The sequence below is a fragment of the Reichenbachiella sp. genome (genome assembly GCF_033344935.1).
Lineage (GTDB): Bacteria > Bacteroidota > Bacteroidia > Cytophagales > Cyclobacteriaceae > Reichenbachiella.
Genome location: NZ_JAWPMM010000001.1, coordinates 464022 through 489042 on the forward strand (window position 1 = coordinate 464022; position 25021 = coordinate 489042).

The following is a 25021-nucleotide window of genomic DNA, read 5'->3' on the forward strand; positions in this document are numbered from 1 at the left end:
CTATCAGTTCATGCTTATTCATAACATTTTTGACCCTAGTTTTGCACGGCAAATAAAAACACTTATTTGCACATGCATTTCGACAGTTCTAAATTGGTTTTTGAGGCGCTCACCTACGACGACGTGCTTCTACTCCCAGGTTATTCAGAAGTTTTACCAAGAGATACAGACACGAGTACTTATCTCACCAAAAACATCAAATTAAACATTCCTTTGGTCTCTGCGGCGATGGACACCGTTACAGAATCTGACTTGGCAATTGCCATGGCGTTGGAAGGTGGCATCGGCTTTATTCACAAGAATATGACCATAGAGCAGCAGGCTGCTCAGGTTCGTAAAGTCAAGAGATCTCAAAGTGGAATGATCCTCGATCCTGTTACACTACATGGCGATGCTACTGTTGGCGACGCCTTGGCAGCGATGAAGGAGCATAAGATTGGTGGCATTCCGGTGATAGACAAGGACAAGACATTAGTAGGTATCATCACGAACCGTGACTTGAGATTCCAAAAGAACAAAAAGCAGTTGATCCAGGAGATCATGACCAAGGACAATCTGATCACCGCCAAAGATGGTATCGGATTAGAGGGTGCTGAAGAAATTCTGCAAGAATACAAAATCGAAAAATTGCCAATCGTAAATGACGCTGGAAAGATGACTGGTCTCATTACCTACAAGGATATCCTAAAGAATAAGGACAAGCCTAATGCATGTAAGGATGAATTTGGCAGGCTGAGAGTAGGTGCAGCCGTAGGTGTGACACCAGATATCAAAGATAGAATCCAAAAATTAATCGAAGCAGGTGTAGATGTGGTGTCTATTGATACGGCTCATGGTCACTCAAAAGGGGTAATTGATACGTGCAAAACAATCAAAAAAGCTTACCCAGATTTAGATGTAATTGTAGGCAACATTGCGACTGCTGAAGCCGCGGTAGCCTTGGCAGATGCAGGAGCGGATGCGATCAAAGTAGGTGTAGGACCAGGTAGTATTTGTACGACTAGAATTATTGCGGGTGTAGGTATGCCACAGTTGTCGGCAGTGTACGAAGCAGCCAAAGCTGTGGAAGGCAGAGGGATTCCTATTATCGCAGATGGTGGGATTCGATTCTCCGGCGACTTTGTGAAGGCCATCGTAGCCGGAGCCAACTGTATCATGATTGGTTCGTTGCTGGGTGGTACTGAAGAAGCGCCAGGTGAGGTGATCATTTATGAAGGCAGAAAGTTCAAGACTTATAGAGGTATGGGATCTGTAGAAGCGATGGAAGACGGATCTAAAGATCGCTACTTCCAGGATGCTGAGGACGACGTGAAAAAATTAGTGCCAGAAGGTATCGTAGGTCGAGTGCCGTACAAAGGCATGGTGGCTGAAGTACTTTACCAACTAACAGGTGGATTGAAAGCGGGTATGGGCTATGCAGGTGCCTCTACGGTTGAAGGATTGAAGAAAGGTAAATTCGTAAAAATCACTGGTGCTGGAATGGCAGAGTCTCACCCTCACGATATCCAGATCACGAGAGAAGCGCCGAATTATAGTAGGTAATCAATTTCTTTTGAAGAAAATTTCGAACCCCAGTTTCTATTAGAGGCTGGGGTTTTTTATTAGAGTAAACCTTATAGGTTTTTGAAAACCTATAAGGTTTGGGCTAACTTTCTAGCTCGGATCTTACCTCCGAGCGATTCATTAAGACTTAGTGCGCTAACACAATTCCTGTCAATTCGTTAACTTTGATAAAAGAGCAATACGATGAGCAAATCAGATTTAAGAAAAACGGTACATAAGTATGTAGATCAAGCAGATGAGCGTACATTAGAAATGGTATTAGACTTAGTTGAATCTGAATATTCAAGTAAAAAAGCCTATCACCTTGATGGATCTCAAATCGGTCAAAACGAGCTTTTAAAGCGTGCCAATACCTCAGAAGAAGATATTATCGCCAAAAGAACCCAGAGCGCAAAGGCACTTCAAAAAGAAATCAAGAGTTGGTAGCAAGTGACTGTTGTTTTCACATTTTGGGCAAAATCTTGCCTAAAATCAATCCACGATTATTACTTAGAAGTCGCTTCACAAGAGAAAGCCGTTGACATTGCAAATCAAATTATTGAAACGACCCAAAGTCTAAATAAATTTTCTAAAAGAGGAAGATTGGTTGAAGAGCTTCAGGAGTTAGGTAAAGATCATCGTTATATTTTAGCCCTCCATTTCAAAATTATTTATCGAATTGAAAAGGATAAAATCTATACCACTGACGTATTTAGTACACGTCAAGACCCTGATTCAATATTGAAAAGAAATGTTTAACGTTCAGTTTCAATAATTCGTCTCGCTCTCGTTTCCGAGGAAGACGAAATAAATGTCCTTACTCCCAATCCCACCGCAATAGATTACCCGAAATGCCTTATAGACCTGACTGAAATTTTGCGACTCTGCTCGTCAATCGGGTAATGACGGTTGATTAACTTTTACTAAATTGCCTCGGTTATCAACTCATTGAATGATTTCACAAAAGGGCATCATTAGATTAAGCGTAATCCTTGGGATTATATTCTGGTCGCTATTCACCATAGTGGACCTGATGGCGCTATTCAGTGAGCTCAACGGCATTGCTTTTGGGTTCCCTCCTTTTGTATCCAATGCGATGCTGACGATGTTCATCATCTCACTCATCTTATTTTATAGGTTCAATATTGGACAGGCAGAGAGTGTCAATTTTGTGGATTTACTCTGGCGGGTTTTTGTATCAGGGTTGATCGCAACCGTAGTCACCCTTTGCATAGAGTTTTTCTTCACAGTATTTGCCTCTAGTAAAGTAGGAAGCAATACGCTAGTCATTAATTTCCTTTACCATGTCAATATTGGGCTGGTCATTGCCTTTCTGGTTTCCACTTTTATCGTTTGGAAAAGGCTGATTCTCTATCAAAAGTCGAAGACATTGCTGGCTACCTGGCAGCTATATGAATATGCCTTACTGGGTACTTTGATTTTCGATCTCTTTTCGCATGATTATCAAGACCCTGCCTTTCTAGCGGTGTATGGTATTCTGGTTTTGATAGGGTTATACCTATCATTCAATTTGAAATGGATCGCTTATCTCAACTTCAAACAAAAGTGGAGAAGTATACTTTTCGTACTTCTGGTGGTGATTTACATCTGGTATTTCTTCAAAACCCTGATGTTCTTCTCAGAGAAAGTACAATTAGTCAGAGACCTGCTTGATAGTGTGTTCATACTGGCGTTGATTACTTTCATAATCATCTATTGTGTTATCGCGCTTTTGGTGATATTGTTCAATTTGCCTACCACCTCTGTGTTCGAGAAGAAACTGGAAGAGGCTGTCAACTTCCAACGATTGAGCCAATCCATCCCTGCCGGAGAAAGCGAAGAAAAAGTCTATGAAATTTTGCTCGATAGTTCGGTGAGTGCCGTGTACTCTGAAGCGGCCTGGCTACAAATTTCAGACCCGAGCAAGAATGTAGAAGTCACGCTGACCCATAATTTGGATAAGGAATTAATCCCGGTTATTACGAAAGCAGTTAACAATAGTCGCTTCAAAAAAATATTGAATTCGGATTTTGATAGAAACCCTAAGTCACTCAAGATCTCAGCCAATCTGAAAAACGTCAACTTCCGATCAATTCTCCAATTTCCGGTGACGGTAAAAGGAGAAAAGATCGGCGTGCTCGCCTTGCTCAAGGAGGTGAATGACGGATTCAATAGAGAAATGGTCGACATCATCGACACCTTTGTGAATCAGGCGAGTATTTCTGTGGAGAACTTCAGACTTCTCAACGATGCCATTGTCAATGAGCGATACAAGGAAGAGCTGAAGATTGCCAACCGTGTACAAAACAAATTGCTCCCCGAAAGACTAGAACCTTGCGCAGCGTATGATATTCATGCTTATTCTCAAGCGGCGGATGAAGTGGGCGGTGACTATTATGATGTGTACCAGCTAGACGAAGAGCGTACCGCCCTAATCATTGGTGATGTGTCTGGGAAAGGAACTTCCGCTGCATTCCATATGGCGCAAATGAAAGGCGTGTTTCAGAGTTTGGTTCAATTGGATCTTGACCCCAAAGAGTTTTTGGTGCATGCCAATAATGCACTAAGCAGATGTTTGGAAAGTACGTCGTTCATCACCGTTTCTTTCTTTGTGATAGATAGCAAAAAGAAGAAAGTTCAATTCGCACGTGCAGGGCATTGTCCTTCCTTATATTACAGTGCAGAAAAGGGAACAACAGAATATTTTAAAAATAGAGGATTGGGATTGGGGATATTGAGAAACTTCAATTTCCATAAATACGTACAGGTAAATGAGTTTACCTATCAGGCCAAGGACGTACTGGTATTGTATACCGACGGAATCACAGAAGCCTGCAACGATAAAAAGGAGCAATTTGGCTTCGATCGACTACAAAGTGCTCTAACCAAGCACGCTGACCAATCACCTGGTGCTATTCAAGAAGGCATAATCAACGATCTATATGAGTTTTGTGGTAAGGAATCATTGAATGATGACTATACCCTTTTAATTGTGAAATTTAACTAGAATGATAAAAATAGATAATCATATCAATGACGACCCAGCTTACTATCAACTCTCGATAGGTGGTGAGGTAGATGCTTCATCTTCTATTCATCTAGAAGAAGGACTGAAGAATGCCATGGTGGCTAGTAAGAAGATTATCGTAGATCTGGCAGAGCTGGAATATATCTCTTCGGCTGGTTTGGGCGTATTTATGTCTATCATTCAAGACTTGGAAAACGAAGGAATTCAGTTCGTCATTTACGGTATGGCACCTAAAGTGAATGAAGTGTTTGAAATACTAGGGTTGAATCAATTGATTACAATCAAAAAGGATAAAGAAGAGGCTTTGGAGGCCATCAAATAAAATGCATCAATTTAAAACCAATTGTAAGCGAGAGCGACTCAAGGAAATCCGGCACTTTGTGGCGGAAGTCTTGACTGATATTGGTTTGTCCGAAATTGATGCCCATAAGGTGATTCTGGCAGTAGATGAAGTCTGCGCCAATCTGATTATCCATTCGAATAAATGCAATCCTTCTGAGTGTTTGGAGTTGTTTATTGAAGACCACGGAAAAGATGGCGTATTGTTTGAAATTATCGATTATGGAATTGGCTTCAATTACAACAATTACAAAGAACCGAATCTGGAAGAAATCATTCGCAAAAGGAAGAAAGGTGGCCTGGGCATTATGCTAGTAAAAAATATAATGGACACCGTAGAGTTCAAAAATGAAGAAAATAAGAATATTTGCAGAATGATTAAAAAGTTTACCAAAGACAAATGATCCAACCCTCCCGATTTTTACTTCTAATTCTTCTCGTTTCATTCTCCACTTTATCTTTTGCTCAGCCAAACCAGGATGACCAAACGCTATTTCAATTGGGTGATGAGCCTTTCGGTTTAAAAGTTTTCAATTATTATTTTCTAAAAAACTCTGATGAACCTTCTGCTGATAGCGCCAAAGTCAAGGTGACTGAATATCTGGATTTGTATGTTAAATTCAGACTAAAGGTAAAGGAAGCTGTGGCCCTTGGCCAAGACCAAACGTCTGAATTCAAACAGGAGTTTGAGACTTACAAGAAGCAATTAGCCGAACCATACCTCACACAGACGAAGGTGAATGACGAAATGGTAGAGGAGGCATATGCCAGAATGAAACAAGAGGTTTCTGCTGCTCACATTTTAATCAAGTCAGAAGAGCAAGGCAATCCGGAAGATACTTTGAAGGCCTACAATAAGGCATTGGAAATAAAAAATCGAATTGTTAACAGAGAGGATTTTGCGACGCTTGCGGCGAAAGAATCAGATGATCCAAGTGCCAAACAAAACGGTGGTTATTTGGGTTACTTTTCGGCTTTGCAAATGGTTTACCCATTTGAAAATGCTGTCTACGAGAATCAGCCAGGTTCAATTGTGGGGCCGGTTAAAACTAGATTCGGCTATCATATTATTGAAATCAAAGAGAAAAGAGCAGCTCGAGGGGAAGTTTTGGTCGCTCACATTATGATTCGATCTAACCCCGATAGTGCTTCCATTATTGCGGCGAAAGATAAGGCCACATCGATTTACGAAAACCTGAAATCTGGTGCTGATTGGAATGAGCAGTGTCGCTTATATTCTGATGATGTTCGCACGAAGAAACAAGGAGGAAGACTGCAGTGGTTTGGGACTGGCAATTTGGTGCCTGAGTTTGAAAGTGCTGCTTTTTCTCTTAAGAGCAACGGAGATATTTCTGAGCCGATTCAAACTCGATTTGGATGGCATATTATACAGTTGATAGATAAAAAAGGAGTTCCTCCTTTGGATGAAGTGAGAGCTGACCTTGAAAGTAAAATTTCAAGAGACACAAGGGCGGCTGACAAAAAATCTACGGCATTATCAAAACTGAAAGTGTCTCAAAATTTCAAGCAGTATCCGGCTGTTCGTGATCAATTGATCAACTACTTTGATTCTACCTTGTTGGATGCCAATTGGAGTTATGCAAAAACTAATGCCGATTTGAAGGAGACTTTATTTGTCACTAATGAGGTGCCATACAAGCTTGAGGACTTCTTTGAGTTTGTTGAAGAAAAGCAAAAGAAGCGCAAGCTGACTGCTCTTCCAGTTTATGTTGATCAGCTGTACAACCAATTCGAAGAAAAGAGCATTTTTGACGAAGAGCTGAAACTCATCGAAGCTAATAACTATGATTACCAAATGGTATTAGACGAATACCGCAGCGGAATTTTATTGTTCAATCTCATGGAGAAGGAAGTTTGGAATAAGGCCATGGTAGATAGCGTAGGCCTTGAAGGGTTTTATGAAAAGAACAAAAAGAAGAGTTATAAATTGGCAGAGCATGTGGTGGTCAGAAGATTTGTTTCGAAGGACTCGACTGTGCTTCAAAGTGTTAGCCTACAATTGGATAAATCAAATTCCGAATTGGATAGCCTGTTCAATAGCCAAGAACCATTAACTTTGCAGACTTTTGATGAAAAAATTGAGAATGGAAAGAACGATTGGCTTGATGAGCATTGGGAAGTAGGAACTTCAATTCAAAAAGGGGAAAACTATTTCACTTTGTGGTCAGTAGTCTCTCTTCAACCAGATGGATATAAGCCATTGGAAGACATCAAAGGGTTAGTGATATCGGACTATCAGAATGAGTTGGAGAAACAGTGGTTGAAAACATTGAGTAAGAAATATCCTTTAAAGCTGAACAGGTCGGTATTAAAATCATATATAGAAGAATTTGAAAATTAAATCTTACATAGCTGTAGTTCTCGGCATCTTTTTAGCATCCTGCGAGCAACTTTATCAGGTAGATACCACAGAAGAAGTGGATGATCGAGTGAAAATCGCTCGTGTCAATGATATTTACCTCTATGATGAAGATATCAGCAGTTTAGTACCACGGGGAAATCAAGGCGATAGCAGTATGATAGTCTCTAAATATGTGGACTCGTGGGTTAAAAAGCAATTGACTATTGCAAGAGCATCTACCGAGTTGGATTTTGACGAGGCAAAGATTGAGCGTAAAATACTTGACTATAGATATGCATTGATGGTACATGAATTTGAAATGCACTACATCAATCAGCGTCTGGATAAGGAGACCTCTGAGGAAGAAATCGAAAGGTACTACAACGAAAAATTTGAGAATTTTGTCCTTCGTCAGAACATCATGAGATGTTTATTTGCTATGGTTCCGGTAGAAGCTCCCCAGATAGAAAATTTCAGAAAACTAATTAGGTCCTACCCAGATTCTAACCTGGAAGAAATCCAGTCTTATTGCTATCGGTTTGCCTCTAAGTCTTCTTTAGAGACAGAACTTTGGATCAATTTTGATGAAGTAATAAGTAATACTCCTTTGATAAGTGTTCAAGAAAAGCCAGCGTTTTTGAAGAACAATAGTTTTGTAGAAACCTCTGATTCGAGTTACTACTATTTCATCAGAGTATTAGACTATAAAATATCAGATCAAATTGCACCACTTTCCTATATCAAAGATGACATAGAAAGTATTTTGATCAACAAGAAAAAGGTGGAGTTAAGAAAGGAATTGGAAGAAGAGGTATACAAAGTAGCGAAGGAAAATAATGAATTTGAAATATATTAAGTTAGGGATATTAACGCTTTTGATTGGCACCGTAGGGCTTGTTCAAGCACAGTCCGATGACAAGGGTGTGGTGATTGATAAAATCATCGCTAAAGTTGATGATTACATTGTGCTCAAATCTGAGCTTGATAGGGCCTATTTGGAATTTTTGTCGAGAGGTGAACTTTCTCAAGGGAATGCAAAGTGCCAGATTTTGGAATCTTTGGTTATCAACAAAATGATGGTGGCCAAAGCCGAAATTGACTCTGTCTACGTACTTGATGTTGAAGTAGAAAGCAATCTTGATCGTAGGATGTCATACTTTATCCAGCAGATCGGATCAGAAGAAAGGTTAGAAGAGATCTACAACAAGTCGATTGAAGAATTTAAGGAAGAGCTTTTTGATCAGATCAAAGAACAAATGATTGTGCAAAAAATGCAAGGCACTATTGGGGAAGACGTGTCTGTGACACCAGGCGAGGTCAAAAAATTCTTTAGTAAAATCCCTGCAGACAGTTTACCCTATTTTTCCACTGAAGTGACGATTGGTCAAATCGTAAAGATTCCTGAAGTGAATGAAAACAGAAAGGGTGAAATTCGTAAGCAGATGCTTGATTTGAAAAAGCGAATAGAAAACGGAGAAGATTTTGGACAACTGGCTAAGAAATACTCTCAAGATCCAGGCTCGGCACCTGCAGGTGGTGAGTTAGGGTTTTTCAAAAGAGGAGAATTAGCTCCTGAATATGAAGCGGCAGCTTTGAGTATGAAACCGGGTGAAATTTCCAGACCAGTCGAGTCACAGTTTGGTTTTCACTTGATCCAATTGATAGAAAGAAGAGGAAACACCTATAGCTCCAGACACATATTAATTATTCCTAAATCCACGGAAAGTGACATCCAAGAAGCCAAAGACTTTTTGGATAGCTTGCGAACCTCTGTCATTGAAGATAGCATGAGGTTTGAAGTACTGGCCAAAGAGCACTCTGACGATCAGCTTACTGCGGGCAACGGTGGTTTCTTTAGCGATGCAACAGGAGCAATGAGAGTTTCTGTAGAGGAAATAGATCCTACTTTGTTTTTCACAATTGATACGATGGCAGTAGGAAGTATCACCAGACCTATGGAATTTAGAATGGGAGATGGTACTGATGCGGTACGTATCCTTATGTACAAGGACAAGGTAGCCCCTCATCAGGCCAATTTGCTTCAGGACTACCAGAAAATTAGAGCGGCTGCAGTCGCAGACAAACGAAACAAAATAATGTCAAAGTGGTTTAAGGATGCTCAGGGCGAAGTATATATTCATGTGGACCCTGAATACGAAAATTGCCAAATTTTGATAAATTAAAGTCTATATGAGTGAACATGCGACAGAGGTTGAAGCTGCAGATGCTTTGCATCAGGCCTATACTAAACTAAAGGAAGAAATATCAAAAGTAATCGTAGGGCAGGATGAGGTAGTCAAATTGTTGATTACATCAATTTTTTGTCAAGGTCATGCCCTATTGGTGGGTGTACCAGGTTTGGCAAAAACCCTACTGATAAGAACTATTTCTTCGGCACTTCACTTAGATTTTAACAGAATTCAATTTACTCCGGATCTGATGCCTTCAGACATTATTGGTGCAGAGACATTGGATAAAGACAGGAATTTTCAATTTATTAAAGGGCCAATATTTTCAAATATCATTTTGGCAGATGAAATCAATCGTACTCCCCCTAAGACACAAGCGGCGCTTCTTGAATCTATGCAGGAGTACTCTGTTACCGTAGCAGGCAAGCAGTGGAAGCTGGAAGAGCCATTTTTTGTAATGGCTACCCAAAACCCAATAGAACAAGAGGGTACATATCCATTGCCAGAAGCTCAGCTGGACAGGTTCATGTTTATGATCAATTTGGATTACCCATCTTATGAGTCCGAGATAGACATTGTGAAAAACGAGGCAGCCGGAGCAATTGGCGAAGTGAAGGCCGTGCTAGACGCTAAACAAATCATAGCATTTCAAAAGCTAGTGGATAAGGTGCCAGTGGCGGATAATGTAATTGAGTATGCCGTGAACCTCGTTCATAAAACTCGACCAGATGCTGAGCGAGCATCTGATATAGCCAAATCTTATTTAGAATGGGGGGCAGGACCAAGAGCTTCTCAATTTCTGATCAAAGGAGCTAAATGCAACGCACTTTTGGCCGGTAAATATTCGCCTGATATAGAGGATGTGAAAATGGTAGCCGAGCCAATTTTAAGACATAGAATTGTGAGAAACTTTAAAGCTGAGGCTGAAGGAGTAACGACTAGCAAAATTATTACCGACATTCTCTAAAAATTTCAAGCTGAAATGATCAATGGACATTAAGCTCTCTTACAATTTTTTTATATTTGTAATAGTGCATTAAGAACCCATGGAGAATAAATCAATAGAAATATTAATCAACGAAAATTTCGTTTATGCGAAAGTGTTGGACTATTTCGGCGTGGAGTATTATAAGTCCAAGAATAAGACGCTTCATCAGGTTTGTCAGGATCATAAAATCGACTTGAGTCAATTGCTAGATGTGATTGATAGAGCGCAAGAAAGATCCACCATAGATTCCTCCGAACTAATCAACTTTCCTGCTCGATTAATTGTAGGTTACCTCAAACACGCACACGAGCTTTTTATCAAAGACAGATTGCCATTTATTCTTAGACAAATCAACGCGCTAAAAACGCCCACTGATCAAGAACTAATAGAGGATCTCAAAATGGTATTACCCATGTTTGTGGATGACTTTATTCATCACATCTATGAAGAGGAAGACCGACTGTTTTCATATATTAACGACTTAGAAAATTTCGTTTTAGGTAAGAGTAGCTCAGCCAAGGTGTTGGCCAATATCAATTCCTTTTCAATTCAAAAATTTGCTCTGCACCACGGCGACTCGGACGACGAAATGAAAGGTATAAGAGGCATTACAGGTGAATACCATACGGAAAACATTGAGGATATACAGCTAAAGGTTATTTTCAAAGAATTGCAAGCATTCGATAATGAGCTTACCAAACACGCTCATATTGAAAACAATGTATTGTTTCCAAAAGCCTTGATGCTAGAAAAGCAAGCCAAGGAAAAACTCACGCTGACCTACAGCCAAAACTAAATGGGTAGAATATTAGCCATTGATTTTGGCACTAAGCGGATTGGACTAGCCGTCACGGATCCGCTCCAAATTATTGCTACTCCCTTAGAAACTGTCCGAACATTTCAAACCATTGATTTCCTGAAAAATTACCAGCAAACGGAAGGCATTGACGAGTTTGTCATTGGTATGCCAAAGGATTTGATGAATAAAGACACTGATAGTACGGCATCTGTAAGGTCTTTTATAAATTTGCTGAAGAAGAATTTCCCAGATCATAAAATTCATCAGGTGGATGAGCGATTCACAAGTAAACTAGCTATGGATGCTATGATCAGGGGAGGTATGAAAAAGAAGGATAGACAGAAAAAAGAGAACGTTGACAAATTGAGTGCAGCGATCATTTTGCAGTCATATTTAGAATCGAGATTATGATTTACCCCATTGTAGTATATGGAGACCCGGTGCTGAAACGGGAAGCAGATGAGATTGAAGAAGGAAGCCTAGATGTGATCAAACTTAGAGATGATATGTTTGAGACCATGTATGAAGCCAGCGGCATAGGATTGGCTGCTCCACAGATAGGCAAGTCTATTCGGATGTTTGTAGTGGATGGTAGCCCTTTGGAAGAAGAAGGCATGGAAAATTTCAAGAAGGTATTCATCAACCCTGAAATGGTTTGGGAGGATGGGGACAAATGGAATTTTGAAGAAGGATGCCTGAGTATTCCGGGTATCAGAGAAGAAATTTCTCGACATGCGAAACTAAGAATCAACTACCTGGATGAAAATTTCGTAGAGCACGAAGAAGAATTTGATGGCATGAAAGCGCGAATCATTCAGCATGAATATGATCACATCGATGGTATTTTGTTTACGGATTATTTAAGCCCATTCAAAAAACGTGTATTGAAAGGTAAACTCAACAATATTTCTAAAGGTAAGTGCGATGCCGATTACAAAATAAAACTCCCATCTAAGAAATAAGATGATATCCAAACTCCCTGATGCTCAAACTTCCATTTTCGCCGTAATGACGAAAATGGCCAATGAGTGCGGGGCAATCAATTTGGCGCAAGGATTTCCTGATTTTGATGTAGCTCCTAAGCTGATAGACAGGATACATCACTATATGCAAAAGGGGATGAATCAATATGCGCCAATGCCAGGAGTACCTGCCTTGCGCGAAGCCATAGCCAAGAAAATAGATCATACCTATGATGTTTCTATTTCTCCTGATGAAGTAACAGTGACAGCAGGAGCTACTCAAGCTTTATTTGCTGCAATTACTGCCATTGTACACGCCGGAGATGAAGTGATTTTCTTTGACCCTGCTTATGACTGCTATTTACCCACCATTCAGTTATGCGGAGGCGTACCTGTGAATATCAACTTGGACAAAGTTGACTTTTCTATTCCATGGGACGAAGTGGAAAGAAAAATTACTGCTAAGACCAAACTCATAATAATCAACACACCGCATAACCCTAGCGGAGCTATTCTTAGGGAGGATGATATCAATGAGTTGGAGAGGCTGACTCGCAGCAAAGAAATCTATGTGATAAGCGATGAAGTTTATGAACATTTGATATATGATGGAGAAACCCATAGCTCGGTACTGAAGAATGCGGAACTTAGAAAAAAGAGTGTGGCTATTTATTCTTTTGGAAAAACCTTTCATGCGACCGGATGGAAAATGGGTTATACAATAGCGCCAAGTGATCTTACAGAAGAAATAAGAAAGGTCCATCAATTTTTAGTTTTCAGTGTGAGCACAGCTACCCAATGGGCGTTGGCGGATTATTTAGAAGAGTCAGACCATTATGAATATCTCCCTGATTTTTTTCAGCAAAAGAGAGATGTTTTACTTCGTTTGATGGAAGATTCCAGGTTCAAACCAGTCACCTGCAGGGGTACTTATTTCCAAAGTTTCTCGTACGCAGCCATCAGCGATAAGCCCGACAGGGAAATGGCAGAGTGGATTACTAAAACACATGGCGTAGCATCCATTCCATTATCCCCTTTTTATACGGACCACTCGGACAACAAACAAATTCGTCTTTGTTTTGCAAAGAGCGAAGAAACACTGAAACAAGCCGCCTTGAAACTATGTCAGATCTAACTGTAGCCATTCTTCAGTCCAACCTCCACTGGGAGAATGTAGACGCCAATCTGGCGATGTTTGAAGAACAAATCTGGAGCATCACCGAACCGGTAGACCTCATTGTGCTTCCTGAAATGTTCAACACAGGGTTTTCGATGACCCCAGAAAAATTGGCTGAAGTACCTGGTCTGAAAACACATAAATGGCTACTCCAAATGGCCAATCAAAAGAAAGCACTAGTCGGCGGAAGTTATATCGTGAAAGAAGGAACAGATTATTTCAACCGCTTTTTTATGGCATTTCCTGACGGCTCATTTCAAACCTATGACAAGCGTCACTTGTTTTCCCTAGCAAAGGAAGAAATGTTTTTCAAAGGGGGCACAGAAAGACTTATAATAGAATACAAGGGCTGGAAAATTTGCCCATTGGTTTGTTATGATCTGCGCTTTCCCGCCTGGGCGAAAAACAAATTCGATAAGGTGAAAAATTCTTTTGATTACGATTTGTTACTTTATGTGGCCAGTTGGCCGAAGCCAAGAGTCAACGCTTGGGATACGCTGCTAAAAGCTAGAGCTATCGAAAATCAAAGCTACACGTTAGGCTGCAACCGAATAGGCGAAGATGGAAATGGCTATGCCTATGTGGGACACAGTGGAGTGTATGATTATTTGGGTGAGACGCGTGATTTTAAGGACAATCAAGAAGGTATCATTATACAAAAGCTACTGAAGTCTCAACAGGATGAATTTAGAACGAAGTATCCTTTTGTGGCAGATAGTGATGAATTTGAAATTAAGAACTAGTTACCACCGCCAAGCAATATTTTTACCGTACACTGTTGGTTCCCAGTGCTAGCCTTAGCGAGATAGAGCCCATCCTCGAGATTACTCAAATCAATGGATTCGGTGATATAACTGGCGAGGTTTAGTTCAGCCACTTTGCTTCCTGCTAAAGAATAGATTTCCACGAGTGTGTTTGATAAGTTGGATTGAAAACTGATTGTTTTATCTTTTGAACTAGGAACGGGGAAAGCCTTAAGTTTTAGTGAGGTTTCTCCTGATGTACCACTTGTAGCCAGAAGTCTAAGCCCTCCCTGAATGCTCCCAATGACTATCACATTTCGACCCAATAATTCAGCAGAAGCAGGCTTGGAGATTCTACCTAATCGTGTGGAAACAAGAACTTCCGAATTTGGAATGTTAACCAAAGATTCTTGTGCTGAACTATTACCAGAATGATAATCCGAATAGATTTTTATTTTTCCTGTTCGGTCTGTTGTAATTAAGTCTGTTTCGGAGTTGCCATCAAGGTCCCCTATTGCAATTGATAAATTACTTCTATCATTATCAGCAGTCAGCCCTAAAAAATTTTCTGTATCCAACATGAAAATTGTTTGAGTTGAAGACCCCGTATTGCTATAATAATTGAGTTGGCCATTGGATAAACCCAGCAACAAATCAGGCAATCCATCTTCGTCTATGTCGTCCAGCACATAGTCATCCAATCTGGAAATTTCGGTATCAAGAAATTGAATTCGCGAAGGGTCTAGAGTGGTTAAGGATTCGCCTTGATTTAATATATAGGCTAGTTGGGTCTCAAGCGCATTATTCACGAGTGAAAACACTAAGTCTAGCTTTTGATCATTATTAAGATCAATAAATTGAGGTTTTATTTCAGTGTATTCAAGCGTCGACAAACCATATAGGTCATCCGTTTGCCATTCCAGCCCGGTGGCGCTGGCTCGGTAATAAGTGAGGGTGGAACTGTATTCATCATCTATCAGGCTACCTGCATTTCCAATCACCAAATCGTTTAATCCGTCTCCATCGACATCCACAATGGCTGGATAGGCAAACTCACCCACATCAATCATTTGGTCTTGTAAGAAAACACTAGAGTTTTCGAATTGATTTTCTGATGAAGACCCTCCGTTTTCAAAAAGGAAACTCGACATTTTAAAGTCTATGTCACGAGCTGAGTTCGATCTTTCATTGCTGGATACGAGAATGTCTTTTTTTCCATCGAAAGTGACATCCTCAAAAAAAGCAGAAGGGAAAGAAGTCAAGCCAATGTTGGAGATGAGGGAAGGAAACCGGTTGTCGAAAGTGGTGAATGATGCTTCAGTGAGTGTTCCAATATTATTGGAGTAATTAAGGTTTTCACATGCTTCCTGACTCAACACTAAATCCATTTTCCCATCCCTGTCATAATCCAAGGAGAGCAACGCTTTTCCTCCAGCGTGAAGGATTCTTCCTGAGGATGGACAAGGTTGGTTGACTAAAAAGGCATCGCATCCGCAGTCTAAAATATTACCGTAAGTTCGAGTGACTCTAACAAAGTCTAAGCCACAGGCGCCTGTGTTTTCTATCGACTGGTTTTGGTGAAATTCTATTTGGCTACTCGAAGCAAAGTCAAAAACTAAAATGTCTAAATCTCCGTCACCATCTAGATCCGCAATGGACGGAATGTCTGTAGGGTTGAAAAACAAATTGATAGAGGAGCTGGAGCCTTGTGTTTTTAGCGGGTTGGCTATTTCTTGCCAAGAAACGTTGTTTTCCGTCCCTAAATTTTTAAACACTCGAATCCCCTGACCAGTATATGTAAACAGATCCTTTTGACCGTCGCAGTCATAATCAGCTAGTACCACCCAATGTTGAATATCTTCTGGGAATAGAAACTCAAAATGCGCCTGATAGACATATCTATCACCAGTATTTTCGAACCCATTTATTTTATCTGAGGATCGGTCAAAAAGGATCAGATCCAAATCTTTATCTCCATCCAAATCTATGGTTTGGTATTGGGCACTGTTGATTCCACCTGCAAAAGCTAAGTCAAGTGTTGTTTCGTTATAAGTAACAGAAGGTTGGATGAATTCGAGTTCAACTTGTGCCAGAAGCGTCTGGCATAAAGTCAGCAGGATCAAGAAGAAGAGGGAAATTCTGACCATAATCATTCGGCGCTCATGCATGCATCGACAATCAAACAGACAATAATCAAAATTATTGGGTGCTGCTCAATATATTTGTGCGTTGCCATACAAATAACAACAAATTTGGATCAAACCATTTCTTTCCTTTACGAAAAATTTTTAGAAAGTGACGGTGTTTGCACCGACACGCGTTCACTTCAAAAAAATCAAATCTTCTTTGCGCTGAAAGGAGATAACTTTAATGGCAATACTTATGCCGCTAAAGCCGTAGAAGACGGAGCGCTCTTGGCGGTGATTGATGAGCCGCAAGATCTAGCTAATGACAAATTCTATCTGGTAGAGGATGTACTCGAAACTCTTCAGCTATTAGCCAGTCATCACCGTAATCAATTTGATATTCCCTTCTTAGGAATTACAGGTTCCAACGGAAAAACGTCTACCAAGGAATTGACTGCCCGGGTCATGGCTACGGACCGAAAGGTTCGATATACCCGAGGGAATCTAAATAACCATATAGGGGTGCCTCTGACACTACTCAGTATTGAGTCAGATACAGAGTTTGCCATTATTGAAATGGGAGCTAATCACATTGGTGAAATAGCGGCGCTTTGCGAAATGGCAAAACCCACCCACGGTTTGATTACTAATATCGGTACTGCACACATCGGAGAATTTGGTGGGCAAGAAGCCATTATTCGAGCGAAAAGTGAGTTGTTTGATTATCTGAGAAAAACAGACGGGATCCCTTTCATCAATATGGATGACCGGGTCTTACAAAATATGTCCAAACGTTTCCCGAATGCAATTACATATCCTAATCAATTGTGTTCGCTGAAATCAGCCACTCCTTTTGTCCATTACCAAGATGTACATGGAGAAACCCATGCAACCGAGATGATTGGCGCGTACAATTTTTCAAATATTGCGGCGGCTGTTACAGTTGGAAATTATTTTGAAGTGGAAGAGCCCTATCGGGCTATTGATGGTTATATGCCGGATAATAACCGGTCTCAGCTGATAGAGTTGAGTTCCAATACTGTCGTGCTTGATGCTTACAATGCCAACCCAGATTCTATTAGAGTAGCGTTGGATAATTTGGCTGTGATAGAGAGCGATCAGAAGGTGGCTATTCTTGGAGACATGAAAGAACTAGGGGAATATTCGATTGACGAGCATAAAAAAATTATTGACTACGCTGAAACCTTATCGCTTGATGAGGTGTATTTGGTAGGGAATGATTTTAAAAAGGCTCACAATCATTCGAATTCAAAAGTTTTTGAAAAAATAGAAGAGCTAATTTCATTGCTTCAGAAGCAACCACTTTCGGCAGCCACAGTTTTGATCAAAGGTTCGAGAGGCATGCGAATGGAGCAGCTCACAGAACGTACTGACCTATGGACTTAAAACCCACCATTCAATTTTTAAAGGACCTTTCAGTCAACAACAATAAGGAATGGTTTGACACCAATAGAAAGACCTACGAAGCCTGCCGTAAGCAGTTTTTAGGGTTGGTTCAAAACATCATTGACGAGCTCGCCAAATTTGATCCTGAATTGACCGGTGTAGACCCTAAAAAATGTGTTTTTAGAATCAATAGAGATATCCGATTCAGCAAGGATAAAACACCATACAAAACCAACTTTGGAGCCCTAATGGGTGCCAATGGGAAAAAGACAGAAGGCACTGGATTTTATATGCACCTTGCACCAGGACAAAATTTTGCTGGAGGAGGAATTTATATGCCACCTCCTGAAACTTTAGCTGCTATTCGACAAGAAATCGATTACAATCCTGAGGGGTTGAAAAAGCTGTTGGCGTCAAAGGATTTCAAGGAAACATTTGTAGACATCAAAGGCGACAAGCTAAAGACGGCACCAAAAGGGTATCCAAAGGATCACCCAAACATTGAGTTGCTAAGACTAAAAAGTTTCTATGTGATTAAAGAATTTAGTGAGAAGGAACTTACGTCTGATGGTTTTTTTGAAGAGTTGGTTTCGACCTATAAAAAGGCCCATGAGTTCAACAAATACTTAAAAGAAGCAATTAGTTAAAAATATTTCTGAAAAGATTTGGTAATATAAAATCATAATCTATTTTTGCACACCCAAATAAAGGGCGCTTAGCTCAGCTGGTTCAGAGCACCTCGTTTACACCGAGGGGGTCGGGGGTTCGAATCCCTCAGCGCCCACAATCGAAAGCCGCATATCAAACGATATGCGGCTTTTATTTTTTTCAGAAAGTTGTACTTGTATATACTTGATTGAAAAAAATAAAAGGCGGATGAGCGGAGCGAATAAGGCTTGAAGATTGACGACCCATTTAGCTAATGGGGATCATGAAATAATCCCTCAGCGCCCACTACTTAAAAAGCCATTTCGATATCGAAATGGCTTTTTGTTTTTAGAGTTTAGTGGTCTGACGAGTCGCTGCTTGCCTAAATCTAATTACCTTCAAATGCCTGAATAACCTTCAACCGAATCAGGTGTTACCATTCGTCTGACCACTTGTTTTGGGAAGACGATTAGTGCTTACTCTCGGCCAATTCCTTCACTACCTCATGGAATGGACGACTGGTAATTTTACTTTCCAACCAACTCATTATATCAAAATAAAGTAATGGCTTCGCTTCAAACTTGTCTTCTAGAAGTCCCTGCAGACTAGTTCTCAAAGTGATCAGCTCTCCCTTCAAATCGAGAGGCATGATGTCTTCTGTCTTTTTCAAGAACTGCAGAATGATATGGTGGAACTGCCCCAAAATGTTTCGTTGACGTAAATAAACGAAAGCTCGATTTCTCATGGTTTTCAAATTGTCCAAATCTCTCATATCGTAAAGAACAATCAGATATAAGATGTACGCGAAACTCTTCAAATCTTCACGCAGCTGATCATTCTTATTGTCGATTACTCGATCCAGATAGGCCAGACTCTTTTCATACTTGCCTAGTCCGAAATATAGGATAGCCGCTTTGTAGAACACCACCAGCTGGTTGTTGCTGTCTACATACTCAAGCGACTCTTCTAATTTGCCTAAATAGCGCTCTAGCCTTGGTCCATATTGTTTGAAATCGCCTTCTAAGAAACATTTGTTCAAAGTCTGGATTGTCAAACATCGAACTAGAAGTTGTTTACTATTGCTATCAATCGCTTTAGCATACAGTTTCTCAAACTCTAGCAGCTCTTCGTAGTAGATACTAAATCTATCTACGTCATTGATTCTAAAAAGTGATTGCAACAATCTATTAAGTCCTCTTAAGAATTCGGCATGACGAAGGTGTGTAAGATTACTTTCTTTGAAAATGCTGACCCAAATCTCCGTATACTTTACACATGATTGAAAATCTTGCGTGATATATGAAAACCAATAGTAGGCTCTACACATGTTATACTGCTCACTGAAGGATAAGTGCGTTTTATCATGCTCTGGCAAGTTGCCATAAAAGATCTTATTGATTTTTTCCAACTCATCTTCGTTACGCGCCATACCACTTCTGAGAAAGTGGGCTTTCATTCGAAGCGCCAGTGAGAAGAAGGCCTGTGCTACATTGATCTTGCGCAGCAGGCTTTTGGTGTCCTTGTCGAGCTTTAAACAAGTGGTTTGGTCCAGGGACAACATTTGCTGATTCTCAATATTTTTTTCGTAGTTGAGAAGTGCTAGTTTGAAAATATTCTTCTTGTAGTTATTCGCCGTAGCCTTGGTCTTTTGCAGCATTTTCATGCTTTGCTCGTACAGACCTTTTTTGAAAAGCAGTCTGACATAATCCAGATTTTCACGAAGCGAGATATCTACATCCGTTTTTATTTGACTCTGGCGTAGCACCATGAGCACTTGCTTAAACAGGTGAGATTTCATGTTCGCCATTTGTGAACGCTTCAGATCTGGCATCTTTTTAAAGATTTGATCTTCATCGTAGACCTCCATGCCCTCTAGGACATCGAACAGTTTTACAAATTTGGCTTCGGCAGGGTCACTTACCTTTCCTGCATATAATTTGAAACTTCGCTTCTCCGATTTGGTCAAAGCATGGATCAATTGAAAAAGTGGCTGTGCGTGTGAAGTTTTGGCCATTGTATTTTCTAAGTATGTAATAGTTTGACAATCAATTCATTATACATTATTGGGTTAATGTTGAACTTCATATCATTTCTGGATACTTAGTTTTTGCAATATATAAAAAATATAGTTTTACTCCTCAATATCGGAAAACCTCTTGTTAGCAACCCAAGCAACAATTTCCCCAAAATGAGAGAGGTTATCCTTGTAAGCATTTGATCTATATGGAAAATTACCAGAAAACAACGGGATTATACTCTCCGGAATTTGAGCGTGACTCTTGTGGGATAGGATTTATCGCCCAGATAAAGAACCAGCCTTCTCACCAAATTGTTCAAGATGGATTGACCATGCTCGAAAAGATGGAGCATCGTGGAGGAGTAGCAGCAGATGGAGAAACAGGTGACGGCGCAGGTGTATTGACCCAATTGCCTTACGACTTCTTCAATGAAGTAGCTAAAGAAAATGAAATTACACTTCCTGCCAAAGGCAAATATGGTGTTGGCACTTTGTTCGTTCCTAAGGGACACGACAAAAAAGGAATTTTAGAAATAGTACAAGAATCAATTGAAGCATTAAGCTTTGATAAAATTTGGTTGAGAAGAGTACCTGTAGACTCAAAAAAAATTGGAAGAATTGCCAAGCAGTCGGAGCCATCTATCTATCACTTGTTCGTAAAGAAAGGCGAATATGAAGGCAAAGAGCTCAACAGAAAACTATACGTACTAAGAAAATACATTGAGCACAAGGTAAGAGAAACTTATCCAGTCTCGGATTTCTACATCGCTTCTTTCTCATGCTCTACCATTACTTATAAAGGTGAGTTGAGAACCTGGCAAGTGAATCAGTATTACTTGGATTTGAATGATGAGAGATATACATCGGCCACAGCGATGGTACACTCAAGATTCTCTACCAACACTTTCCCTGAGTGGAGATTGGCCCAGCCCTTCCGATTTTTGGCGCACAATGGTGAGATCAATACGATCAAAGGTAATATTAATAAGATGGTGTCTAGAGAGGCCTTGCTGGCTTCTACAGATTTTACTGAAGAGGAGATTGCGGTACTTACTCCTATTTGTAACATGCAGTTCTCAGATTCGGCCAACTTAGATGGCATCTTAGAATTGTTGATCATGGGTGGTAGAAGCTTACAGCATACGATGGCTATGCTTGTACCAGAAGCGTGGCAAGAAGAAACTGACATCAGTCCTGAGAAAAGAGCCTTCTACGAATTTCATTCTACTATATTCGAACCGTGGGACGGACCAGCGTCTTTAGTTTATACTGATGGATATACTATTGGAGCGAGTTTGGATAGAAATGGACTAAGACCTTCTCGAGTTATCGCTACGAAAGATGATCGCTTAATCTTGAGTTCTGAAGTGGGTGCGGTAGAAATTGCGCCTGAGCTAATCAAGAAAAATGAAAGATTAGGACCCGGCCAAATGATCATGGTGGATCTGACTACCGGAACAATTTCTTTCAATCAGGAAATAAAGGACAAACTGGCGAAAGATCAGCCATATCAAAAATGGGTAGAAGAGAATTTAATTCACCTATCAGATTTTATTAAAGACAAACCGTTAGATCAATCACTTCAGGCGGATGATTTGCTACAAAAGCAAATAGCTAATGGTTTCACTCAAGAGGATATCAAGTTTATTCTTGAGCCAATGATGAAAAATGGCACTGAGCCATTAGGGTCTATGGGTAATGATACAGCGCTAGCAGTATTCAGAGAAAACCCGACGCACCTATCTCAATATGTGAAGCAAATATTTGCGCAGGTAAGTAACCCGCCAATTGATCCGATCCGGGAACGATCTGTGATGTCGCTGATCAATTATTTAGGTAATAGCGAGAACATTCTGGAGCATAAGTCAGAGCATGCACAAAAGATTAGAATAGAAAATCCGCTGCTGTCCGCTCATGAGTTTGAATTCATCAGAAATGTAAAATTTAGTGGATTCGTTTCGGAAGTAATTGACGCTACTTACGATCCAAAAGACAACGATCTGCAAAGTGCGCTCAAAATATTGTCTAAGAAGGCGGCCAAGGCAGTTGAAGCTGGGACCAACATCTTGATTCTTTCGAATAAAGACGTTTCCGTAGATCGCGTAAGAATTCCAAGTTTGTTGGCTACAGGAGCAGTACACCAGTACTTGCTAAAGAAAAAATTGAGAGCTAAAACGAGCTTAGTGATTGAAGGTGGAGATGTAGTAGAAACGCATCATATAGCGACATTAGTTGGATTTGGGGCGACAGCGGTTTATCCTTATCTGACAGTAGAGACCATCTTGCACCAAGGTGCTTCGCTGAGCCAGTCAGGCACTGAGTTGTTTGAGCAGTACAGAAAATCAATAGGTTATGGGCTGAGAAAGATTCTTTCTAAAATGGGCATCTCGACCATCCAGTCTTATGAGTCAGCTCAGATTTTTGAAATTATTGGTTTGGACCTTGAGGTAACAGACTTGTGTTTCAGAGGTACGCCATCTAGAATTTCTGGTAAAGGATTCGAGCAAATCGAAAAAGAGATACTGGAAAATCACAAAGCAGCATTCGTTCCTGCCAACGAAAAAGCTGATTTAGAAACTGGTGGGTTGTACCAATGGAAAAGAGATGGTGTGCGACACTTGTTCACTCCTGAAGTCATCCATTCTTTACAAAAGTCCACTAGAAGTGGAAACTATGAGTTATTCAAAACTTATAGTCAGGCGATCAACGATCAAGCAGAAAAGAACATCACTTTGAGAAGTATGTTCGAATTCAATGGCAAGAAATCTATCTCGATTGATCAAGTGGAGCCTGCTTCAGAAATCATGAAAAGATTCGCTACTGGTGCGATGTCTTTTGGGTCTATTTCAGAAGAAGCACATACCACCATCGCTAAGGCGATGAACCTCATTGGAGGAAAATCTAACAGTGGTGAAGGTGGAGAAGATGCCATCAGATACACACCAAATGCAGACGGCACCTTGTCAAGGTCGGCCATCAAGCAAGTAGCCTCTGGGCGATTTGGCGTGACGGCTCACTATCTAGTGAACGCAGATGAAATTCAAATAAAAATAGCGCAAGGAGCAAAACCAGGAGAGGGAGGTCAATTACCAGGGAAAAAGGTAGACGAAACAATCGGTAGAATCAGACATTCTACACCGGGTGTATCATTGATCTCACCTCCTCCTCATCACGATATTTATTCGATTGAGGATTTAGCGCAGTTAATTTATGACCTGAAAAACACCAACGAAAAGGCTGATATCAACGTGAAGTTGGTGGCTGAGGCTGGTGTAGGTACTATTGCGGCTGGTGTGGCTAAAGCCAAGGCCGACAATATTTTGATCGCTGGCCATGATGGAGGAACAGGAGCATCTCCGATTAGTTCTGTACATCATGCAGGTATTCCTTGGGAGATTGGATTGGCGGAAACGCACCAGACGCTGGAGAAAAACGACCTAAGAAAGAAGGTGAAACTTCAGGCAGACGGTCAGATGCGTACTGGTAGAGACCTAGCCATTGCGGCGATTTTAGGTGCTGAAGAGTGGGGTGTTTCTACTGCTGTTCTTGTAGTAGAAGGCTGTATCATGATGAGAAAATGTCACTTGAATACTTGCCCTGTAGGTGTAGCTACACAAAACCCTGAATTGAGGAAACTATTCTCTGGTAAGGTGGAGCACATTGTCAACTTCTTCAACTTCTTAGCCGAAGAACTCAGAGAGATTATGGCAGAGCTAGGTGTGAAAACTGTAGCTGAGTTGGTCGGAAGAACTGATTTGTTGACTTTCGATAGAAAAAAAGCTAAAGATCATGCGGGTAATATCGATTTGGAAGCGTTGCTTCAAAACCCATTCAAGCCAAAAGATCACTTGTCTTGTAAACTTGAAGATCAGGATCATGAATTGACGAAAGTCTTGGATAGACAATTGATCAAAGAGGCACAACCTGCTTTGACGAATAAAGAAAAAGTAAGAATAGATGTTCCGATCAATAGCCAGAACCGAACTACTGGAGCTATGCTATCAGGCGAATTGGCGCAAGCCCATGGCCCTAAAGGATTGGACAGAAATACAATCAAGGTGAAATTCACCGGATCGGCAGGACAGAGTTTTGCGGCCTTCTTGGCCAAGGGAATTACTTTCAACCTTGAAGGTGAAGCCAATGACTACGTAGGCAAGGGCTTGTCTGGCGGTAAGGTAGTTTGCTATCCACACACCAAGTCTGACATCGTGCCTGAAGACAACATCCTGGTAGGTAATGTTTGTCTCTACGGAGCTACTTCTGGTGAGCTATATGTGAACGGAAAAGCAGGCGAAAGATTCGCCGTGAGAAATTCGGGAGCAGAAGCAGTGACAGAAGGTCTTGGAGATCACGGTTGTGAATATATGACAGGTGGTCGAGTAATCGTACTAGGCGAAACGGGTAAAAACTTCGCTGCTGGTATGAGTGGTGGTATTGCTTACATCTATGTAGAAGACTTCGATTTTGCATCTAAATGCAACATGGAGCTGGTAGAGCTAGAATCACCAGGCGCTGAAGACTTCGAGTATATCCAGAACCAAATCAATAAACATTCTAGATATACCAAGAGCAACAAAGCATTCAAGATTCTGGACCAATGGGAGACTGCTAAAAATAAGTTTGTGAAGGTGATACCTACCGAGTACAAGCTGATATTGGAAAAGAAAAAGTTAGAACAAGAAAAGATCGCATAA

The 25021-nt window shown here is 40.6% G+C and carries 20 protein-coding genes and 1 tRNA gene; 19 read left to right on the plus strand and 2 right to left on the minus strand.

The annotated features are described in order from the left end of the window. Nucleotides 1–72 precede the first annotated feature (72 nt). The 15 genes from guaB to R8N23_RS01965 all read left to right on the plus strand — a co-directional run bounded on the left by guaB (nucleotide 73) and on the right by R8N23_RS01965 (nucleotide 14129). Nucleotides 73–1542, plus strand: a complete 1470-nt coding sequence (gene guaB, locus R8N23_RS01895) for an IMP dehydrogenase (protein WP_318169871.1) — start codon at nucleotides 73–75, stop codon at nucleotides 1540–1542. Nucleotides 1543–1746: 204 nt separating this feature from the next. Further along, complete coding sequence (locus tag R8N23_RS01900; protein ID WP_318169872.1) at nucleotides 1747–1989, plus strand: hypothetical protein; 243 nt, start codon at nucleotides 1747–1749, stop codon at nucleotides 1987–1989. Nucleotides 1990–1992: 3 nt separating this feature from the next. Next, nucleotides 1993–2301 carry a type II toxin-antitoxin system RelE/ParE family toxin gene (locus R8N23_RS01905; protein ID WP_318169873.1) on the plus strand — a complete coding sequence of 103 codons (309 nt, stop codon included), beginning with the start codon at nucleotides 1993–1995 and terminating at the stop codon, nucleotides 2299–2301. 193 nt (nucleotides 2302–2494) lie between these two features. Then, nucleotides 2495–4549: a GAF domain-containing SpoIIE family protein phosphatase gene (locus R8N23_RS01910; RefSeq protein WP_318169874.1), complete on the plus strand. Its 2055-nt coding sequence runs from the start codon at nucleotides 2495–2497 to the stop codon at nucleotides 4547–4549. Between the two features lies 1 nt (nucleotide 4550). Further along, complete coding sequence (locus R8N23_RS01915) at nucleotides 4551–4892, plus strand: STAS domain-containing protein (protein ID WP_318169875.1); 342 nt, start codon at nucleotides 4551–4553, stop codon at nucleotides 4890–4892. Nucleotide 4893: 1 nt separating this feature from the next. Beyond that, a complete protein-coding gene (locus tag R8N23_RS01920) occupies nucleotides 4894–5313 on the plus strand; it encodes an ATP-binding protein (RefSeq protein ID WP_318169876.1) in 420 nt (139 codons plus the stop codon). Further along, a complete protein-coding gene (locus R8N23_RS01925) occupies nucleotides 5310–7271 on the plus strand; it encodes a peptidylprolyl isomerase (RefSeq protein WP_318169877.1) in 1962 nt (653 codons plus the stop codon). Before R8N23_RS01920 ends, R8N23_RS01925 begins: the two co-directional genes overlap by 4 nt. Further along, nucleotides 7261–8127, plus strand: a complete 867-nt coding sequence (locus R8N23_RS01930; RefSeq protein ID WP_318169878.1) for a peptidyl-prolyl cis-trans isomerase — start codon at nucleotides 7261–7263, stop codon at nucleotides 8125–8127. The genes R8N23_RS01925 and R8N23_RS01930 overlap by 11 nt, the downstream gene beginning before the upstream one ends. Further along, nucleotides 8108–9454, plus strand: coding sequence for a peptidylprolyl isomerase (locus R8N23_RS01935; protein WP_412071619.1), 1347 nt, complete (start codon nucleotides 8108–8110; stop codon nucleotides 9452–9454). The genes R8N23_RS01930 and R8N23_RS01935 overlap by 20 nt, the downstream gene beginning before the upstream one ends. 7 nt (nucleotides 9455–9461) lie before the next feature. Beyond that, on the plus strand, nucleotides 9462–10427 hold the full coding sequence (locus R8N23_RS01940) for a MoxR family ATPase (RefSeq protein ID WP_318169880.1): 966 nt from the start codon (nucleotides 9462–9464) through the stop codon (nucleotides 10425–10427). 79 nt (nucleotides 10428–10506) lie between these two features. Beyond that, nucleotides 10507–11244 (plus strand): iron-sulfur cluster repair di-iron protein, encoded by a 738-nt coding sequence (locus R8N23_RS01945; RefSeq protein WP_318169881.1) that lies wholly within the window; start codon nucleotides 10507–10509, stop codon nucleotides 11242–11244. Next, nucleotides 11245–11658: a Holliday junction resolvase RuvX gene (ruvX, locus tag R8N23_RS01950; protein WP_318169882.1), complete on the plus strand. Its 414-nt coding sequence runs from the start codon at nucleotides 11245–11247 to the stop codon at nucleotides 11656–11658. Beyond that, entirely contained in the window at nucleotides 11655–12209 is a 555-nt protein-coding gene (def, locus tag R8N23_RS01955; RefSeq protein WP_318169883.1) for a peptide deformylase, read from the plus strand. The genes ruvX and def overlap by 4 nt, the downstream gene beginning before the upstream one ends. 1 nt (nucleotide 12210) lies before the next feature. Then, nucleotides 12211–13344 carry a methionine aminotransferase gene (locus R8N23_RS01960; RefSeq protein ID WP_318169884.1) on the plus strand — a complete coding sequence of 378 codons (1134 nt, stop codon included), beginning with the start codon at nucleotides 12211–12213 and terminating at the stop codon, nucleotides 13342–13344. Continuing rightward, the gene (locus R8N23_RS01965; RefSeq protein ID WP_318169885.1) at nucleotides 13332–14129 is read left to right on the plus strand and encodes an amidohydrolase; all 798 of its coding nucleotides are present in this window, start codon (nucleotides 13332–13334) and stop codon (nucleotides 14127–14129) included. Before R8N23_RS01960 ends, R8N23_RS01965 begins: the two co-directional genes overlap by 13 nt. Here the strand turns inward: R8N23_RS01965 and R8N23_RS01970 are convergent. Further along, entirely contained in the window at nucleotides 14126–16297 is a 2172-nt protein-coding gene (locus tag R8N23_RS01970) for a T9SS type A sorting domain-containing protein (protein WP_318169886.1), read from the minus strand. The genes R8N23_RS01965 and R8N23_RS01970 overlap by 4 nt on opposite strands. Before the next feature lie 84 nt (nucleotides 16298–16381). Here R8N23_RS01970 and R8N23_RS01975 point away from each other — a divergent pair, with 84 nt between their 5' ends. The 3 genes from R8N23_RS01975 to R8N23_RS01985 all read left to right on the plus strand — a co-directional run bounded on the left by R8N23_RS01975 (nucleotide 16382) and on the right by R8N23_RS01985 (nucleotide 18446). Next, the gene (locus R8N23_RS01975; protein WP_318169887.1) at nucleotides 16382–17662 is read left to right on the plus strand and encodes a UDP-N-acetylmuramoyl-tripeptide--D-alanyl-D-alanine ligase; all 1281 of its coding nucleotides are present in this window, start codon (nucleotides 16382–16384) and stop codon (nucleotides 17660–17662) included. Beyond that, nucleotides 17653–18309 carry a DUF2461 domain-containing protein gene (locus R8N23_RS01980; protein ID WP_318169888.1) on the plus strand — a complete coding sequence of 219 codons (657 nt, stop codon included), beginning with the start codon at nucleotides 17653–17655 and terminating at the stop codon, nucleotides 18307–18309. Before R8N23_RS01975 ends, R8N23_RS01980 begins: the two co-directional genes overlap by 10 nt. Before the next feature lie 62 nt (nucleotides 18310–18371). After that, nucleotides 18372–18446 (plus strand) — tRNA-Val (locus tag R8N23_RS01985). 333 nt (nucleotides 18447–18779) lie between these two features. On the opposite strand, the gene R8N23_RS01990 is transcribed toward R8N23_RS01985, so the two are convergent. Continuing rightward, entirely contained in the window at nucleotides 18780–20324 is a 1545-nt protein-coding gene (locus R8N23_RS01990) for a hypothetical protein (RefSeq protein WP_318169889.1), read from the minus strand. A 209-nt stretch (nucleotides 20325–20533) separates the two neighbouring features. Between R8N23_RS01990 and gltB the strand changes: the two genes are divergently transcribed. Beyond that, nucleotides 20534–25021, plus strand: a complete 4488-nt coding sequence (gltB, locus tag R8N23_RS01995) for a glutamate synthase large subunit (protein ID WP_318169890.1) — start codon at nucleotides 20534–20536, stop codon at nucleotides 25019–25021.

Bases quoted from the DNA above. Each gene is read 5' to 3' on its own strand.
- guaB (WP_318169871.1), top strand. From the start codon at position 73: ATGCATTTCGACAGTTCTAAATTGGTTTTTGAGGCGCTCACCTACGAC.
- R8N23_RS01900 (WP_318169872.1), top strand. From the start codon at position 1,747: ATGAGCAAATCAGATTTAAGAAAAACGGTACATAAGTATGTAGATCAA.
- R8N23_RS01910 (WP_318169874.1), top strand. From the start codon at position 2,495: ATGATTTCACAAAAGGGCATCATTAGATTAAGCGTAATCCTTGGGATT.
- R8N23_RS01915 (WP_318169875.1), top strand. From the start codon at position 4,551: ATGATAAAAATAGATAATCATATCAATGACGACCCAGCTTACTATCAA.
- R8N23_RS01920 (WP_318169876.1), top strand. From the start codon at position 4,894: ATGCATCAATTTAAAACCAATTGTAAGCGAGAGCGACTCAAGGAAATC.
- R8N23_RS01925 (WP_318169877.1), top strand. From the start codon at position 5,310: ATGATCCAACCCTCCCGATTTTTACTTCTAATTCTTCTCGTTTCATTC.
- R8N23_RS01935 (WP_412071619.1), top strand. From the start codon at position 8,108: ATGAATTTGAAATATATTAAGTTAGGGATATTAACGCTTTTGATTGGC.
- R8N23_RS01940 (WP_318169880.1), top strand. From the start codon at position 9,462: ATGAGTGAACATGCGACAGAGGTTGAAGCTGCAGATGCTTTGCATCAG.
- R8N23_RS01945 (WP_318169881.1), top strand. From the start codon at position 10,507: ATGGAGAATAAATCAATAGAAATATTAATCAACGAAAATTTCGTTTAT.
- ruvX (WP_318169882.1), top strand. From the start codon at position 11,245: ATGGGTAGAATATTAGCCATTGATTTTGGCACTAAGCGGATTGGACTA.
- def (WP_318169883.1), top strand. From the start codon at position 11,655: ATGATTTACCCCATTGTAGTATATGGAGACCCGGTGCTGAAACGGGAA.
- R8N23_RS01960 (WP_318169884.1), top strand. From the start codon at position 12,211: ATGATATCCAAACTCCCTGATGCTCAAACTTCCATTTTCGCCGTAATG.
- R8N23_RS01965 (WP_318169885.1), top strand. From the start codon at position 13,332: ATGTCAGATCTAACTGTAGCCATTCTTCAGTCCAACCTCCACTGGGAG.
- R8N23_RS01970 (WP_318169886.1), bottom strand. From the start codon at position 16,297: ATGCATGAGCGCCGAATGATTATGGTCAGAATTTCCCTCTTCTTCTTG.
- R8N23_RS01980 (WP_318169888.1), top strand. From the start codon at position 17,653: ATGGACTTAAAACCCACCATTCAATTTTTAAAGGACCTTTCAGTCAAC.
- R8N23_RS01990 (WP_318169889.1), bottom strand. From the start codon at position 20,324: ATGGCCAAAACTTCACACGCACAGCCACTTTTTCAATTGATCCATGCT.
- gltB (WP_318169890.1), top strand. From the start codon at position 20,534: ATGGAAAATTACCAGAAAACAACGGGATTATACTCTCCGGAATTTGAG.